Origin of the sequence: Tenggerimyces flavus (assembly GCF_016907715.1) — a bacterium.
GTDB lineage: Bacteria > Actinomycetota > Actinomycetes > Propionibacteriales > Actinopolymorphaceae > Tenggerimyces > Tenggerimyces flavus.
This window is the reverse complement of record NZ_JAFBCM010000001.1, coordinates 1,582,726-1,598,281: the sequence shown is the minus strand read 5'-3', so window position 1 is coordinate 1,598,281 and position 15,556 is coordinate 1,582,726. Positions and strand designations below refer to the sequence as shown.

Sequence of the window (15,556 nt, the reverse complement as noted above, 5' to 3'; positions counted from 1 at the left end):
TCCGCGATCGGTCGTTGCTCATGTTGGCCATTCACAGTAACGTCAACCAATCCGGCAATTGTTCACCCCTTACTGTGCGCCGGTAAGCAGGGAGGGAGAAGGCATTGCGACGTACCCTCAGCGCGATACTCGGCATCGTTCTCGCCGGCGCGCTCGTGGCCGCCCCATCGGCCACCACCGCGCTCGCCGAGCCTGGGTCGAAGGGATCGGCGGTGCAGAAACAGTGGCGTAGCTACTGGGTCGACTCGTTCAACGCGGGCATCTACACCCCAGCTCAGGGCGACCAGCTCATCAAGGACGCCCAAGCGATCAACGCGAACGTGCTCATCGTCCAGGTCGGGCGCTGGCAGGACTGCTTCTGCAACCGGTCGACCTACCCGAAGACCCACGTCGCGGTCGACCCGCCGCCGTACGACCCGCTCGACATGATCATCGACAAGGCCCACGCGGCCGGCCTGCAGGTCCACGCCTGGGTGAACGTCGCCCCGATGTGGCACCTCGCGACCGCACCGCCGCAGGCCGACCACGTCTTCAACACCCACGGCCTGAACGCCACGGGTGCGGACCGCTGGGTGAACAAGCGGTACGACGGCACCGAGGTCGTCGACAACAACACGTTCACGTTCATGGACCCGGGCAACCCCGCGGCGGCCGAGTACATGGCCAAGGGTGTCACCAGCATCGCGAAGAACTACGACGTCGACGGCATGAACCTCGACTTCATCCGCTACCCGGACTACAGCCTCACCTCGGCTGCCGGCGAGTGGGGCTACACCGAGACCGCGCTGAAGCGGTTCCACGCCCTGACCGGTCGAACGGACATTCCCGTTCCGTCCGACCCGCAGTGGAGCCAGTGGCGGCGCGACCAGGTGTCGAACATCGTCCGCCGTATCTACCTCGGGATGGCCGAGGTCAACCCGAAGGCGCGGCTGTCGATCGACGGGATCGTGTACGAGCACGGGCCCAGCGCGACGCCTGGTGGCTGGGAAGGCACGCGTACGTACAAGGAAGTCATGCAGGACTGGCGTTCGTGGCTGGACGAGGGAATCCTCGACACGGTCGTCGCTATGAACTACAAGCGCGAGCTGAACCCGGACCACGTGAACATGTACCGGGAGTGGAACGAGTATCTGAAGGATCACCAGTACGGGCGGCAGAACGTCGTCGGTCCGGCGATCTACCTCAACACGATCCCGAACAGCGTGATCCAGGCGCGGGAGGCGTTCAAGCCCTCGGCGGCGGGGAACTCGGTGATCGGGTGGAGCGGCTACTCGTACGCGGCGCCGACCCTGGCCGTGACGGCGGGGCAGGCTCCGGCGGCGACGGAACGGCCCGCGCTCGCGGCCGCGCTGACGACGGCGGATCCGCTGGGTGAGCAGCCCCTCTTCGCCGACAAGGCCAAGGTGCCGAAGATGGACTGGAAGGAGAGCCCGAAGACCGGTGCGGTCGTCGGCTCCCTGAAGCTCCACGACGGAACGCCGCTGGACCAGGTCTCGATCACCGCGCGCAACGTGGTGACAGGCCAGAAGGTGACCGGTCGGGTGACCGACGGCACCGGCTGGTTCGGCTTCGTCGACCTTCGCCCCGGCACCTGGCTGATCGAGGCGAAGCTCCCCAAGGGCGTCGTCGGCAAGCACCTCGACGCGGTCCATATCAAGAAGGGCAAGGTGGCGAAGGCCTCGCTCTCGCCACTGTTCAAGAGGCACTAATCCGCTACGGAAATTCTGGCCTCCGACACAGCGTCGTGTCGGAGGCCAGAGCATTCCTGTCCCAGGGAACGCGTCGATGGCGTACGTGGTCGTTAGGCTCTGAATCATGGGCGATCGACAGGTGACGCTCAAGGACGTCGCGGAGAAGGCGGGCGTCTCGACGGCTGTCGTGTCAGCGGTGATCTCGGGTGGCACGAACAACATCCGGATGAGCGAGGCGACCCGCGAGCGGGTGGCGCATGCCATCGCCGAGACGGGCTACCGCGTGAACCACGCGGCGAAGTCGCTCAGCATGTCGCGTTCCGGCGTGATCGCTGCCGTCGTCCCCAAGATCGCCAACCCGGTGTTCGAGTTCGCGATCCGCGGCATGCACGCGGCGGCGGAGGAGAACGGCGACGTGCTGATGCTGGCCGACGCCCTGTGGATCGAACCGGGGAGCCGGCTGATGAGCAGGATGGCCGGAACCGGCATGGTGGACGGCTTCCTCGTCCGCTCGACGCACTGGGGAACGGAGACGATCACCGAGCTGATCGGTCGCCGGATCCCGTTCGTGATCCTGCAGACGCCGGTTCCGCGCGGCCACACCAGCGTCTGGGTCGACGACGTCGCCGGCATCGCTACCGCGACCGAGCACCTGCTCGAGCTGGGACACCGCCGCGTCGCCATGGTGGGGGGACCCGAGTCCGCCACGCTCGGCGGCCCTCGGGTCGAGGGATACCTCCAGGCGTTGCGCGCGTTCGGCGTCTCGGTGGAGCCGTCCCTGGTCCGGCAGTGCGGGTACGACGCGGACATCGTCGGCCGAGAAGTCCAAGCCCTGTTGGGATCTGAGGCTCCGCCGACCGCGTTGCTCGTCGACAACATCATGGTCGCGCAGAACGCTGTCGCGGCGATCGTCGACGCCGGCGTGCGGGTTCCGGACGACCTTTCGATCGTCGTCTACCAGGACCTCCCGTTCGCCGACGCGATGCGTCCCGCGCCGACGACCGTGCGCATGCCGCTCTACGAGGCGGGGATGCGGGGGTACCGGACGCTCCGGAAGATGATCGACGGCGTGAAGGTCCGCTCCGCGGTCGTGTCCACGCCACGCCCGCGGCTGATCGACCGCGGCTCGACGGCGCCGCCGCGCGTCTGAGTCGCGCCGGCAGCCGCAGTCCCGAACGGCGAGAAGAGCTGCCGAGGGCACTTGATTATGCGATTAATCATGTGCCAGCATGCTGGCGTCGATGACGGTGCGAGTCCGACGGACGGAGAAGCCTGCGGATGGTCCAGATCGCTGTCGTGGCCGGTTGGCAGACCGTGAACATCGGGGACGTCGCGCACAGCCCCGGCACGCTGGAGGCGTTCCGGCGCTTCGCTCCCGAGGCGCGACTCACGCTGTGGGCAAGGAACATCGACACCGGCGTGCGGCGCCTTATCTCCCGCTACTTTCCCGACGTCGAGGTCGTGGACGACAAGCTCGCGCCGGACGGCACGCCGACACCGGCGGTGGAACGGCTGTTCGCGGAGGCCGATCTACTCGTCCACGGCTCCGGTCCCTCGCTCGTCGCGCAGGCCGAGGTCGCCGCGTGGCGGCGCCACGCGGGCAAGCCGTACGGCTTCTTCGGGATCACCGTCGACCCGCTGCGCCCGTACCACGCGACGCTGGACCGGTCGGCGACGATGATCGACGCGCTCCGCGGGGACCTGTTGACACCCGTGGAACGAGAGCTGCTGCACGACGCCGCGTTCGTGTACTGCCGCGACTCGCTGACCGAACGATTCCTCAACGGACAAGGGCTTCCCGTGCCCGAGCTCGCGTTCGGCCCGGACGCGACGGTGATCTTCGACCTCGCCGACGACGAGCACGCTACCAAGATCCTCCAGACCTACGGGCTCGTTCCTGGCAGGTTCCTCTGTGCGGTGCCGCGGCTGCGCTACACGCCCTATTACCGCATCCGCGGCCACGCACCGCGGGCGGAGGACCTGCGCCGCGACGCGTACAACGAGGGCTACGTCGAATCCGACCTCGCCGTGCTCCGTCAGGGCATCGTCGACTGGGTCCGGCAGACCGGCATGCCCGCGCTCGTCGTTCCGGAGATGACGTACGAGGTCGAGCTCGCCGAGCAGCGGCTCGCGGGCACGTTCCCCGAGGACGTCGCGGGCCAGGTGCACGTGCTGCCGCGGTTCTGGGACGTCACCGAGGCCAGCGCCGTCTATCGACATGCCGCCGCGGTGCTGAGCATGGAGTGCCATTCGCCCCTGCTGGCGTTGGCCGAAGGCGTTCCCGCTCTCTACCTGCGACAACCGACCGACACGATCAAGGGGCGGATGTGCGCCGACCTCGACCGGCAGGTCGTCGAGCTCGCGTCGCCGACCGCCACCGGTGACGTCACCGACTGGGTCGCCCGGACCCATGCCGACCTGCCAGCCGCCCGGGCGGCCACCGACCAGGCTCGCGCACGCGCGCACGACCGGCTGCGCGAGATGGTCGCCAAGGCTCTGGAGGCGGTCGCCGAGAAGGTCGGCTGACGCTCCCGCACGTTCCACCCCGCATCCCTCGACGACGAAAGGAGCCGAGCGCGATGGAACTCCACCCCATGACACGGCGCGAACTGCTGCGGGGGCTGTCGGCGCTCGCCGTCGTCGGCGCCGCGGGAACCGCCTGCGGAGGACCCGAACCGAAGCAAGCGTCCGGGACGATCCGGGCCTCGGAGCTGCCGAGCTTCGCCGACCCGGGCATCGTGAAACCCGACCTGAAGAGCGCGTATCCCGGCGGGATGAACGCGTACTTCCGGTACCCGCCGAACCCCGCCGCGGCGTTCAAGGACAAGCCGCTGGGCGGCGGCACCGTCAAGGGGCTGACGTACACGTTCGACCCGGTCGCGCCCGGCCTTGCGGAGAATCCCCTGTGGCAGAAGGTGAACGAGCAGATCGGCGGCGATCTGTCCATCACCTACGCGCCGTCCGCGGACTACGCTCAGCGCTTCGCGACGACGATCGCGAGTGACGACCTGCCCGACCTGGTGACCATCTACGGCCAGGTCCAGCAACTGCCCGGACTGCTGAAGTCGAAGTTCACCGACCTCAGCGAACACCTCGCCGGCGACGCGATCCAGGCCTACCCGAACCTCGCCGGGCTCGCCACCGACTCGTGGCGCGAGACCATGCTCGACGGTTCGATCTGGGGCATCCCCATCGCCCGGCCGCCGGTCTCCGGCACCATGTTCGCGCGTAAGGATCTGCTCGACAAGCAAGGACTTTCGCTGCAGCCTACGACCTTCGCCGAGTTCAAGGACCTGCTCACCGCACTGACCGACAAGCGCGGCTCGCGGTGGGCGTGCGGCGACCCGGGCGGTGTGCTCGGGATGATCACCGCGGCGTTGGGCGTCCCGTCGGCATGGATCGAGAAGGACGGTGCGTTCACCGCCAACCTCGAACTGGAGCAGTACGAGGCCGCGCTCGAGGACACCCGCGCGCTGGTCGCGGCAGAAGTCTTCCATCCCGACGGCATGACGGCGACGAACAACCAGCGCAACGACTGGTTCACCCAGGGCAGAACGCCCCTGGTGATCGGGGGGTTCGTTGGTTGGAGCAAGTACGAGATGTGGGGCGCGGCCGTGCAGGGCTTCCAGTTGGCCACGATCCTGCCGTTCAGCTACGACGGCACCACCAAGCCGGTGCACGGTCGTGGCGCCGTGATCCAGGCGATGACGGCGATCAAGAAGTCCGATCCTTCCCGGGTCAAAGAGCTGCTGCGGCTGCTCGACTGGCTGGCGACCCCGTTCGGCTCGGCCGAGTACGTCCTGCGCAACTACGGCGTCGAGAACGTGACGTACACGCTGAAGGGAACCGACCCGATCGTCAACGCCAGCGGGCAGACGCTCCGGCTGGTTCCGTTCAAGTACCTGTCCGACGGGACGCAGGTCATCTACGACCCTGGCCTGCAGCGGGTCGCCCAGGCGCGGTTCGACTATCAGGAGGCCGCGCTGGAGATCATCGACCGAGACCCGACGCTCGGCCTCTACTCCGAGACCGAGGCGGCGAAGAACGCGCAGCTCTCCGCCAAGCTGACCGACGCGCGGACCGAGATCCTGCGCGGCCAGAAACCCGTGTCCACGTGGAAGGAAGCGGTGGACACGTGGCGCAAGGACGGCGGTGACACGATCCGCGACGAGTACGAGGCCGCGTACGCGAAGGCCTCAGGCTCGCGGTAGACCGGCGCACCCGCTCCCGGGCCTCGATCGCTCCCGAGCCGCGGCGAATGATCATGTTTACATGATCATTCGCCGCTCTACATGGGATGTACGCCGAGTAAGGTATCCACTCGCCAGGTAAAGCGACGGCGTACGCCAGCGCCAACCGGCAGTACAGGTCGACCGTGCCACCCTCCTGCTCACCGAGCTCGCTGCCATGGATTCTCCTTGTGTGGCAGGCGTTCAGGCTCGACCGAGGATGTATTGGACCGCCTCACCGGCGACGAGCGTGAGGTTCAGGTCGACGGTCGGGCTGGCCGTCAGAGTGACCGGCGCCTGGGCGGACCCACACACGTTGCCGCGGCCGAAGCGACGGCCGGTCCACGTTCCGGACGACGGCATGGTGACGCGGACCGCTACGGCCTCCTGGGTGTGCCCGAAGTTGACGACATTGATCAACACCTTGTTCGACTTGGCGTTGTTGCCGGGCAGGCCGGGCAGCGTCGCGGTGTTCACGGCACGCGTGTAGACCTTCCGGTTGGCCGCCGGCGAGCCCAGATAGACGTACGTCAGGGGCGCGCCGTGCGTCGCGTAGGCGGCGGCGAGCCGGCGGAAGATCTCGAGCCGCGTCTGTTGCGTCGCGTCGAACCGGTGGCCGGTGATGTCCTCCGGTTGAGTCCAGTCCGCCGGCACCTCGAACAGCTGATAGATGTTGTTGGTGTCGCGGAAGAACGCGGCGTGCTGCAGGATGTGATCGACGAATCCCACGTGTGCACGCATGATTCGGTCGAACGCCGCCGCCTTCGGCTCGGGGTGCGCGAGGTTGGCGTTGTCGACGTGCGCGTCGGTCGTGCCTGTCTCGGTGACGAGCATCTGCTTCGGTAGCCCGTCGGTGATCGGCGCGTACGTCAGCAGCGTCTCCCCGAACGAGCCCCCTGGGCTGGCCGAAGAGTAGGTCGGGCCGTAGCTGTGCCCGTTGGTCAGGTCGCAGAGGTCCTCGACCTCGCGGCGTTCGGACGCGTTCGCCTCCCAGGTGCCGGCCTTGTACGCCCAGCCCGGAGCGACGATCCGCACATGGCTCGGCGCGGACGCGGCGGCGTACGCGCCGACCGCGAGGTCCTGCTCCTTCGTACTGCCGAAGATGCCGGGTTCGTTGTCGACCTCGTAGAACTGCACGTTGGCGCCATAGGTCGCCCAGAACTGGTCGAGCTTGTCCTTGCCAGCCTGGGTGAGCGTGCCACCCGGGGCGTACTGCCGCGCGTTGAGGTGGTTGGCCACGACCTGCATCGTGTGCGCCTTCAGCTCGTTCAGGTACGCCGCACCGTGTGCTGTCCACTCCGGTTCGACGTCGGACCAGAACCCGGCGCGCACGACGTTGCCGCTGTGGGCGATGCCGAGCCACTCGAGCACGTCGGGGAGAACGCTGATGGCGTTGGCGTTGTAGCCGAAGTGCCCCTCCATGATCGCGGTGCCCAGGTGCGTGTACCGACCGTGCCAGGGCTCGGGCGCCGGAGACCCGAGCGCGATCATCCGAAGGTGGTCCCACTCCCAGGAGCACCGCGCGTCCTCGGTGGCGGAGCTGCGGAACGACCGCACGGCCTCCAGCCGCAGCACGTTCCCACCCGTCTTCAGGAACTCCTTGGGGATGTAGAGCTGGTACGTCTTGACGTACTGGTGGGGGATGGTGACGCCGGGCGCGTCGAGTCCGGCGATCTGGATCATCCCGACCATCGTCCCGTTGGAGTACACCCCCAGTTGAGGGATCGCCCGGTCCGCCTTGATGACCTTCACCTCGAACCTGACCCCGTTGGCCGGAACCGAGCCGAGGCTGTACGTGATGTCCATGGTCCGGTTGAGGCTGGCCTTGAGGCCCTTCGACAGCACGTCGTTCCAGACGGTGCGGGTCGCCCAGTCTGCTGGCACCGGGACCACCTCGGGGTTCGCGGCGGCGTAGTCGCGGAACTCGCTGGACGAACCCGCGCCGGCGCCGATGTTGCCTAGCCGCCAGAGTCCCGTGTCGGCGGCGTACGCACCCGTCGCCGGCAGTGCGCTGACCAGGGCGGCGCCTCCGATGCCGCCCAAGACCGTTCTCCTGTTGAAGATCCGTGCTGCCATGGTCACCCCTCCATCGGCCTGTTAGGGACGCTGCGACTCGGGGAACACCCGCTTGGTGACGCGTGTGATCGTCACACCGTCGAGGTTTCCGCTGATCAGCACTGGCGCCCTGCGCAGCGTGATCTCGAGCTCGTGCGGAATCACGGGCTGAGTCTGCGTCCCGGAGTACCACTCCCGGCGGCCCCAGCGAGATCTGCGGGCCGGGTGGCCGAGCTGCTCGATGCGCAGTTCCCCCGCTCCGTTGCCGCGAGTGTCGCGCAGCACGACCGACCAGTCGTCGTCCATGTACGAGTTCCAGAGCGCGAGCGTGTCGGGCGATCTCGGCGAGCCGAACCGCAGCGCCCAGATCTCCGGATCACCCGTCGCGAGCTGCCCTTCGTAGCGCCCGTTGGCGAACAGCGACGAGATCCCGGCGTACGCGTAGAACGCCGGCTTGGGAGTGTCGTCCGCTCGCACCAGCCCGAAGTTGTGCTCGTTGCTCGCCGAGTTCCAGCCGTCGTCTTGGAGGTCGTACCACCAATAGCCCTTGATATAGGGAAGGGTGGCCGCGATCAGGTAGCTCCGCGCGCAGTACGCCGCCGCCCAGTCCGGCGCGATGCCCCGTGCGTCCAGCTGGGTCGGCCACGACATCTCGGTGATGTAGAGCGGAACGTCGTTCCCGGCGTTGTGTGAGCGGAGCTTGTCCTGTACGCGTTCGATTCGCGACTGGACCCAGATCTCCGGGCGGCGCAGGTCGAGCGGGAGGTCGCCCCAGTTGTACGGGTGGATCGCCACGACGTCGCAGTTGTCGAGCAGCCCGTTTGCGAGCGTCGCATCGAGAAACCCGTTGAACATCGCGGCGTTCGTCATCGCGCCGGCCGCGACGGTGATCTTCGGATCGACGGCCTTGAGCGCCGGATAGACCGAGCGCACGAGCCGCATGTAGTCCTCGGGCGTTCCGCCGGACGAGATGCCGCCACCGCCGATGCGGATGTCCCACTCGTTCCAGATCTCGAACCGCCGAACGACGCCCTTGAAGTGCCTCGCCAGGAACGTCGCGTAGCGCGTGAACGCCGCGATCGCCTCGTCGGAGGTCGGCCGGTCGTAGTTGTCGTAGAACGGGTTGGAGTAGTCGAGGATGAGCAGCACCTCCAGTCCCGCGGCGGCGGCTCGGCGTACCCAGCTGTCCTTCTCCGCCGGGACCGCGAGCACCCCCTTCTCCACCTCGACCTGTGCCCAGTGGACCTCGTCGCGGATCGCTCTCGCTTCGGCGTCGCGCAGCAGCCGGAGCTGGGAGTCGATGAATCCCTTGCGCTGTGCGATGAAGTGGACTCCGGCTCCCACGAGCCGCTTGTCGGGTCCGGAATCCGCATGCCTGTCGGAGCTTTCCGCCTCGGACGGCGCCAGAGCGGCTGCCGGCGGAGCGAACGCACCTGTGGCGAGGACGCCGCCGACACCGCCGAGGAGAGCACGTCTCCCCATGGACGGAGGATCGGGGGGCGGCGGAAGGGAACCACTGCGTCGATGCATCTGTGCACCTCGTCTCGAGGACCTATGCGGGCAGCATCGGGCTCACAGTGCGGAACCCGCCTGTGGACCAAGAAGAAGAGCGATGCGGACGGCCCGGCGATCACAGCCTCGGCGATCAGCCCGGCCGACGTGGGAGAACGTGTTGCACGCTAGTTTCGGCATGTTAACGTGTCAATAGATTCATCACCGAGGCAAGATCTGGCCATCATTTAACGCGTTAATAGACGGAGGGTGCCATGTCGGCCGATGCGGACGAGCCTGGCACGCTGCACGACCGGATCAAGCACGATCTCCGGGCCATGATCGCTCGCGGCGAGTACGCCGCGGACGTCCCGTTCATCACTCAGCGGCAGGTGTGCGAGCGCTATGGCGTCAGCACCACCACCGCGGTCCGGGCCCTCAACGAGCTGGTCGCCGATGGCCTGCTGGTCCGACGCCGTGGGAAGGGCACGTTCGTCGCCGAACAAACGCCCCACCATCCCACCGACCGGTCCGACCGGTCCGGCCGTGCACCCGCGCCGACGATCGCCTGCATCGTCCAGGGCTTGTTCGCCGCACACGTCGCCCAGCTCGCGCGAGGCGTCGAGTCGGTCTGCGCCGAGCTCGGCTACCGCATGGTGCTGTCCGACTCCGACGCCTCTTCGGAACGGGAGGCGAGCGCGCTGCGCCAGGCGCTCGAGACCGGGGCGGCCGGCGTCGTGCTCTACCCGGTCGAGGGACAGGCCAACCTCGAGCTCCTCGACGACCTACGGCGCCAGGGAACGCCGATCGTCTTCGTCGACCGCTATCACGCCGACTTTCCCACCGATGCGGTCCTCGCCGACAACTTCGCGATCGGGTACGAGCTCACCAAGCACCTCATCGAGCGCGGCCACGAACGGATCGGGACCCTGTGGAGCGAGACGCACTGCACGAGCGTCGGCGACCGGCTGTCCGGACACGCCCAGGCCCTCCGCGAGCACGGCTTGCCGGTACGACCGGAACTCACCGTCCTCCGCTCCTACTGGCCGAATCCGAAACAGCTCCGCCGGACGATCCTGTCGCGCCTCATGGGCGGCGACAAGCCGACCGTCGTGCTGTGTGTCAACGGGTACGTGCTCGCCCAGGCCGCGATCGACCTGCTCGAGCTCGGGGTCGCGATCCCCGACGAGGTCGATCTGGCCAGCATGGACGACGCGGGTCCGTACGACATCCTGCCACTCAGCGCGGTCGCCGCCGCCCTTCCGTCGTACGCCATGGGGCAGCGAGCGATGCGGATGCTCGCGGACCGCATCGGCACGGCCGATCCGTACCGCGGCGTCCAGCACGTTGTGCTGCCCGTCGAGATCCGGAGCCGGGAAGCCGCCTCTGCCTACCTCCGCGCCGTGAGCTCGACGCCCGACTAGAGCCGGCCTGGCCGCCAATGATCATGTTTGCATGATCATTCGCCGCTCTACGTGGGATGGACGCCACGTAGAGCGCCCACTCGCGAGGTAAGGCGGCACCGGCGCCCCTCCCGACAAACCGGACGGCTCAGCCGAAGAGCTCCTTGCCAGCCGTCGCGCTGGAGTCGGTGAGGAACGTACGGCAACGCTCCTCTTCCTCCGCCTCGCCGATCAGGCCGGCCGCCTTGCTCAGCGCGGCGAGGGCGCGGAGGAAGCCCCGGTTGGGCTCGTGCTCCCACGGCACCGGGCCGTGCCCCTTCCACCCGTTCCGCCGAAGCGAGTCGAGGCCGCGGTGGTAGCCGACGCGGGCGTACGCATACGGCTCGAGGTCCTTGCCGTCGGCGAGGGCACGTTCGGCGAGCAGGGCCCAGGCCAGGGAGTACGTCGGGTGGGCGCGGGCCACGTCGCCCGGGTCGCTGCCGCCGTCGAGCAGCGCGCGGGCCTCGTCGTTCTCCGGCAGCTTGGTCTCGGGCGGACCACCGAGCAGGTTCTCAGACGTCATGGGTCATATCCTCGCGTGCTCCGCCAAACGTCGGCAGGATGGGCTCGTGACCACGACCAAGTTCCTGCTGCCAGAGTCGGGCATCCCGGAGACGTGGGTCAACCTGATGCCCGACCTGCCGTCGCCGCCACCGCCGCCGTTGCACCCGGGTACGAAGCAGCCGATCGGCCCGGACGACCTGGCGCCGCTGTTCCCGATGGGACTGATCCTGCAGGAGGTCTCGACGGAGCCGGACATCCCGATCCCCGACGAGGTCCGCGACGCCTTGGCGCTGTGGCGGCCGACGCCGCTGATCCGCGCGCGGCGCCTCGAGCGGTTCCTGGACACTCCGGCGCACATCTACTTCAGGTACGAGGGTGTGTCCCCGGCCGGCTCGCACAAGCCGAACACCACGGTGGCACAGGCGTACTACAACAAGCAGGAAGGCATCCGGAAGCTCGTCACCGAGACCGGCGCCGGGCAGTGGGGTTCGTCGTTGGCCATCGCGTGCCAGCTGTTCGGGCTGGAGTGCGAGGTGTTCATGGTCGGTGTCTCGTACGACCAGAAGCCGTACCGCCGGGCGATGATGGAGACCTGGGGCGGGACCGTGCACCGTTCGCCCTCGGCGTTGACGTCGGCGGGGCGCTCGCAGGCCGAGCACGTCTCGGGGTCGTTGGGGATCGCGATCTCGGAGGCGGTGGAGGTCGCGGCGTCCTCGCCCGACACGCACTACGCGCTCGGGTCGGTGCTCAACCACGTGTGCCTGCACCAGACCGTGATCGGGTCGGAGGCCCTGGCCCAGCTGGAGCTGGCGGGTGAGTACCCGGACGTCGTGATCGGCTGCGTGGGCGGTGGGTCGAACTTCGCGGGGATCGCGTACCCGCTGATCCGGAAGTCGTTGCGGGAGGGTCTCGGCACCCGCTTCCTCGCGGCGGAGCCGGCGGCCTGCCCGACGTTGTCGCGCGGGGTGTACGGGTACGACTTCGGCGACACGGTGGGACTGACGCCGCTGCTGCCGATGTACACGCTGGGGCACGACTTCGTCCCGCCGCCCGTGCACGCGGGTGGGCTGCGGTACCACGGGGACGCGCCTTCCCTGTGTGCGTTGGCGAAATCGGGGATCGTGGAGCCGCGGACGGTTGCCCAGACAGCCGCCTTCGCCGCCGCGGTGGCGTTCGCCCGTACCGAGGCGATCGTGCCAGGACCCGAGCCGGCGCACGCGCTGCAGGTGGTCTTCGAGGAGGCCGCGGCGGCTCGCGAGGCTGGTGACTCGCGCGTGATCCTGTTCAACCTGTCGGGGCATGGGCACTTCGACATGGCTGCCTACGCGGCGTACGCCGCTGGGGAGCTGACTGACCTGACCTTCTCGGACGCCGATGTCGAAGCGGCGTTGGCGAAACTCCCGGACGCGCCTTCGCTCACTTGAGGAGGTACGCCTCCGTCAACCATCCCTTGACAACGTCGTCGACATCCTCCGGGCCGCGCAGGTTGACGAAATGCCACCGGGTCCCGCCGGGAACGACCTTGCGCGCGATCCGCTCGTCCGTCACGGTGCGGTCGAGCCCGAACGAGAGCGCGACCCACTTCGTCTTCGGCCTGAGCTCGAGATAGCTGCCGCTGCGCTTGATGAAGATGCCGACGGAGACCGGCTCGACCTGAACAGGCCCGAGCGTCCGCACGTGCGCGTACACAGCCTCGAAGATCGCCCGCTCCCGCTCGTCGCCCGTGGAGAAGTACTCCTCCAACGACATGGCCGGCGAACACTCATGCGACTGATGCCGCCGGGCAAACGTCCGCTCACAATCGGGGCAGGTCCAACCATCCACGCCCCCAGTCTCCCCCGGCCGGTCGCCGGAGGACGAATCGCGCTTTAAGCCCAGCTGAAGGTCCGCGGTGAGGATCGGATCAAATCATCCAGCCTCACAGGGAGCGCGACATGTTCCGGCGATCGTCCTCGCGTACCACGGCTCGAAGGCTGCCTGTCGGCCCGCGGTTGCTCGTCGGCGCCGCCCTCCTCATCCCGGCCACGATGGTGGGGTCGCCGAACGCGGCGGCCCAGGAGGTCGCGGTCTGGACGGGCGCGGTCTCCGGGGACTGGTTCCTCCCCGAGAACTGGCAGGCCGGGCAGGTCCCGGCCCCGTTCACCCCCGTGCTGGTCGAGCGCGTCGAGCCCCATGCCCCGGTGATCTCCGGAGCCGATGCTTTCGCGGCATCGGTGCAGGTCACCGGACTGTTGACGGTCGACCCCGGTGGCGCACTGTCCGTCACTGAGAGCGGGGTGCGGGTGGAGCGGACTGGCGTCCTGACCCTCGACCAGGCGAGCATCGACGGCGCCGTGAGCAACGACGGACAGGTGGTGGTGCGCGGCGGTCCGTCGGACGTGAGCAGCTACGACGCCTCCTCCGGTGGGTTGTTGATCATCGACCTGCCGTCGGGAGCGAGCAGCCTGGCGGTTGCCGGTGAAGCACGGATCGGTGGCGGCCGGCTCATTGCCACCGTTGCCTCGTCCGATCCGCCGGCTGGCACGACCCATCGGATCGTGACCGCGGGCACTCGCGCCGGGACCTTCGCGTTCACCGAGACCGGGCCGTACTCGCTGCGCTACGACGACACCGGGGTCGAGCTCTACGTCCCGGCGGCCACGACCACCAGCCTGACGTCGGCGCCCCACCCCGCGGCGTACGGCCAGGCGGTCGAGCTGACCGCCGTCGTCGGGCCACCCGCGACCGGGACCGTCCGCTTCACCGACGGCACCACAGCGCTGGGCGAGGCGACGCTGGACTCGACCGGAACCGCGCGCTTCGTCACGTCCGCGCTCGCCGTCGGCACTCACATGTTGACCGCTACGTACGGCGGCGACGCTGGGCACGCCCCGAGCACGTCGACCCCGGTCAGCCAGACCATCGATCGGGCGACCACCACGACGTCGATCGTCGCCGACGACCCGGACCCGTCCGCACCGGACGAGCCGTACACGGTCCAGGTCACGGTCACGCCGCTGGCACCAGGCCGCGGCATCCCGACCGGACCCGTCGTCGTGTCCGACGACGAGGCCGCGTCGTGCACGATCGTGTCGCTGGTCGACGGTGGCGGCACTTGCCCGCTGACCTCGACTGCCGGTGTCCGAACCCTCACGGCTCGCTACGCGGGCGACCCCAACTTCGCCGCGAGCGTCTCGGCCGCCGAGCCGCACGCCGTCCAACCGCCGGTGCTGAGCATCGGTGACGTGGCGGTGGCGGAGGGTCGCTCGGGCCGTACGACCGCGACGTTCCCCGTCAGCCTCGATCGGGCGAGCACCCGAGAGGTCTCCGTACGCTTCGCGACGGCGAACGGCACCGCGACGGCGCCGTCCGACTATGCCGCCTTGGGCGGCTCGCTGACGTTCGCCGCGGGCGAGACGGCCAAGCAGGTGACGGTCCAGGTCGAGGGCGACACCGTCGACGAGCTGGACGAGTCGTTCAGTGTCTCGCTCAGTGGCGCCACCGGTGCGACGCTCGGCGACGGCACGGGCGTCGGCACGATCCGCGACGACGACCGCGACGGTGGACTCACATGTACGGCGAGCGCCGTGGCACTGCTCGGGTCGCGGCCGGTGGTCGCCAACCCGGCACGTACGCCGTGCCAGGTCGACGCCAAGTCGGCGGTGGCGCTGAACGTCAACCTCGGCTTGCTCCGCGTCCAGGCCGCCGCTCCACGGGCCACGACCGACCAGACCCCGCCCATGCTCGCCGGCACCCGCCCCGCGCCCGGCGACGCGGCCGCGTCCACCGCGCAGCTGGCAACCACCCGGATCAGCACGATTGGGCTCACGATCGAGGTCGGCGCCACCACATCGACGGCCTCCGCGCGCTGCCAAGCTCGACCGGACGGCAACCTGGCGCCGGCGTACTCCGGCAGCTCGAGCATCGGCGCGCTCAAGGTCAACGGCCTGGCGGTGCCGATCGGCTCGGGTCCGGTCACCATCCCGTTGCTGGTGGGGACGTTGAAGCTGAACGGCACCACGACGACCGCGACCGGCGTCACCCAGCGAGCACTCGAGCTCCGCTCCCTCCTCGGCGACGTCGTCCTAGGCGAAGCCCACGCCGGCGTGACCGGCACCCCAACCCACCCGACCGGCAACCCCTGCCAAGGCTGATGGAGCAGACA

General features: G+C 68.7%; 11 protein-coding genes. 7 read left to right on the top strand and 4 right to left on the bottom strand.

Annotated features, from left to right (window positions below; genetic code table 11):
- Positions 1–104: 104 nt before the first annotated feature.
- The 4 genes from JOD67_RS07395 (at position 105) to JOD67_RS07380 (ending at position 5,902) form a co-directional block, all read left to right on the top strand.
- Entirely contained in the window at positions 105–1,709 is a 1,605-nt protein-coding gene (locus tag JOD67_RS07395) for a family 10 glycosylhydrolase (RefSeq protein ID WP_205116499.1), read from the top strand.
- Between the two features lie 106 nt (positions 1,710–1,815).
- The gene (locus tag JOD67_RS07390) at positions 1,816–2,841 is read left to right on the top strand and encodes a LacI family DNA-binding transcriptional regulator (RefSeq protein ID WP_205116497.1); all 1,026 of its coding nucleotides are present in this window, start codon (positions 1,816–1,818) and stop codon (positions 2,839–2,841) included.
- Positions 2,842–2,969: 128 nt separating this feature from the next.
- On the top strand, positions 2,970–4,217 hold the full coding sequence (locus JOD67_RS07385) for a polysaccharide pyruvyl transferase family protein (protein WP_205116494.1): 1,248 nt from the start codon (positions 2,970–2,972) through the stop codon (positions 4,215–4,217).
- 53 nt (positions 4,218–4,270) lie between these two features.
- On the top strand, positions 4,271–5,902 hold the full coding sequence (locus JOD67_RS07380) for an extracellular solute-binding protein (protein WP_205116492.1): 1,632 nt from the start codon (positions 4,271–4,273) through the stop codon (positions 5,900–5,902).
- Positions 5,903–6,124: 222 nt separating this feature from the next.
- Here JOD67_RS07380 and JOD67_RS07375 read toward each other — a convergent pair whose 3' ends face one another.
- Entirely contained in the window at positions 6,125–7,996 is a 1,872-nt protein-coding gene (locus JOD67_RS07375) for a hypothetical protein (protein WP_205116490.1), read from the bottom strand.
- Positions 7,997–8,017: 21 nt separating this feature from the next.
- On the bottom strand, positions 8,018–9,457 hold the full coding sequence (locus JOD67_RS07370; protein ID WP_205116488.1) for a glycoside hydrolase family protein: 1,440 nt from the start codon (positions 9,455–9,457) through the stop codon (positions 8,018–8,020).
- A gap of 284 nt (positions 9,458–9,741) precedes the next feature.
- Here JOD67_RS07370 and JOD67_RS07365 point away from each other — a divergent pair, with 284 nt between their 5' ends.
- The gene (locus JOD67_RS07365; protein ID WP_205116486.1) at positions 9,742–10,890 is read left to right on the top strand and encodes a GntR family transcriptional regulator; all 1,149 of its coding nucleotides are present in this window, start codon (positions 9,742–9,744) and stop codon (positions 10,888–10,890) included.
- Between the two features lie 127 nt (positions 10,891–11,017).
- On the opposite strand, the gene JOD67_RS07360 is transcribed toward JOD67_RS07365, so the two are convergent.
- Positions 11,018–11,431, bottom strand: coding sequence for a DUF3151 domain-containing protein (locus tag JOD67_RS07360; RefSeq protein ID WP_205116484.1), 414 nt, complete (start codon positions 11,429–11,431; stop codon positions 11,018–11,020).
- A 46-nt stretch (positions 11,432–11,477) separates the two neighbouring features.
- On the opposite strand from JOD67_RS07360, the gene JOD67_RS07355 reads away from it, so the two are divergent.
- Positions 11,478–12,836 (top strand): TrpB-like pyridoxal phosphate-dependent enzyme, encoded by a 1,359-nt coding sequence (locus JOD67_RS07355; RefSeq protein ID WP_205116482.1) that lies wholly within the window; start codon positions 11,478–11,480, stop codon positions 12,834–12,836.
- Here JOD67_RS07355 and JOD67_RS07350 read toward each other — a convergent pair.
- Complete coding sequence (locus JOD67_RS07350) at positions 12,829–13,161, bottom strand: DUF5655 domain-containing protein (RefSeq protein WP_205116480.1); 333 nt, start codon at positions 13,159–13,161, stop codon at positions 12,829–12,831. The genes JOD67_RS07355 and JOD67_RS07350 overlap by 8 nt on opposite strands.
- Positions 13,162–13,346: 185 nt before the next feature.
- On the opposite strand from JOD67_RS07350, the gene JOD67_RS07345 reads away from it, so the two are divergent.
- Positions 13,347–15,545, top strand: coding sequence for an Ig-like domain repeat protein (locus JOD67_RS07345; protein ID WP_205116478.1), 2,199 nt, complete (start codon positions 13,347–13,349; stop codon positions 15,543–15,545).
- Positions 15,546–15,556 lie beyond the last annotated feature (11 nt).

What these genes read in the sequence shown, in the direction of transcription:
- JOD67_RS07375 (WP_205116490.1), bottom strand. Translation starts at nt 7,996, where the DNA reads ATGGCAGCACGGATCTTCAACAGGAGAACGGTCTTGGGCGGCATCGGA.
- JOD67_RS07380 (WP_205116492.1), top strand. Translation starts at nt 4,271, where the DNA reads ATGGAACTCCACCCCATGACACGGCGCGAACTGCTGCGGGGGCTGTCG.
- JOD67_RS07365 (WP_205116486.1), top strand. Translation starts at nt 9,742, where the DNA reads ATGTCGGCCGATGCGGACGAGCCTGGCACGCTGCACGACCGGATCAAG.
- JOD67_RS07345 (WP_205116478.1), top strand. Translation starts at nt 13,347, where the DNA reads ATGTTCCGGCGATCGTCCTCGCGTACCACGGCTCGAAGGCTGCCTGTC.
- JOD67_RS07360 (WP_205116484.1), bottom strand. Translation starts at nt 11,431, where the DNA reads ATGACGTCTGAGAACCTGCTCGGTGGTCCGCCCGAGACCAAGCTGCCG.
- JOD67_RS07390 (WP_205116497.1), top strand. Translation starts at nt 1,816, where the DNA reads ATGGGCGATCGACAGGTGACGCTCAAGGACGTCGCGGAGAAGGCGGGC.
- JOD67_RS07370 (WP_205116488.1), bottom strand. Translation starts at nt 9,457, where the DNA reads ATGGGGAGACGTGCTCTCCTCGGCGGTGTCGGCGGCGTCCTCGCCACA.
- JOD67_RS07350 (WP_205116480.1), bottom strand. Translation starts at nt 13,161, where the DNA reads ATGTCGTTGGAGGAGTACTTCTCCACGGGCGACGAGCGGGAGCGGGCG.
- JOD67_RS07385 (WP_205116494.1), top strand. Translation starts at nt 2,970, where the DNA reads ATGGTCCAGATCGCTGTCGTGGCCGGTTGGCAGACCGTGAACATCGGG.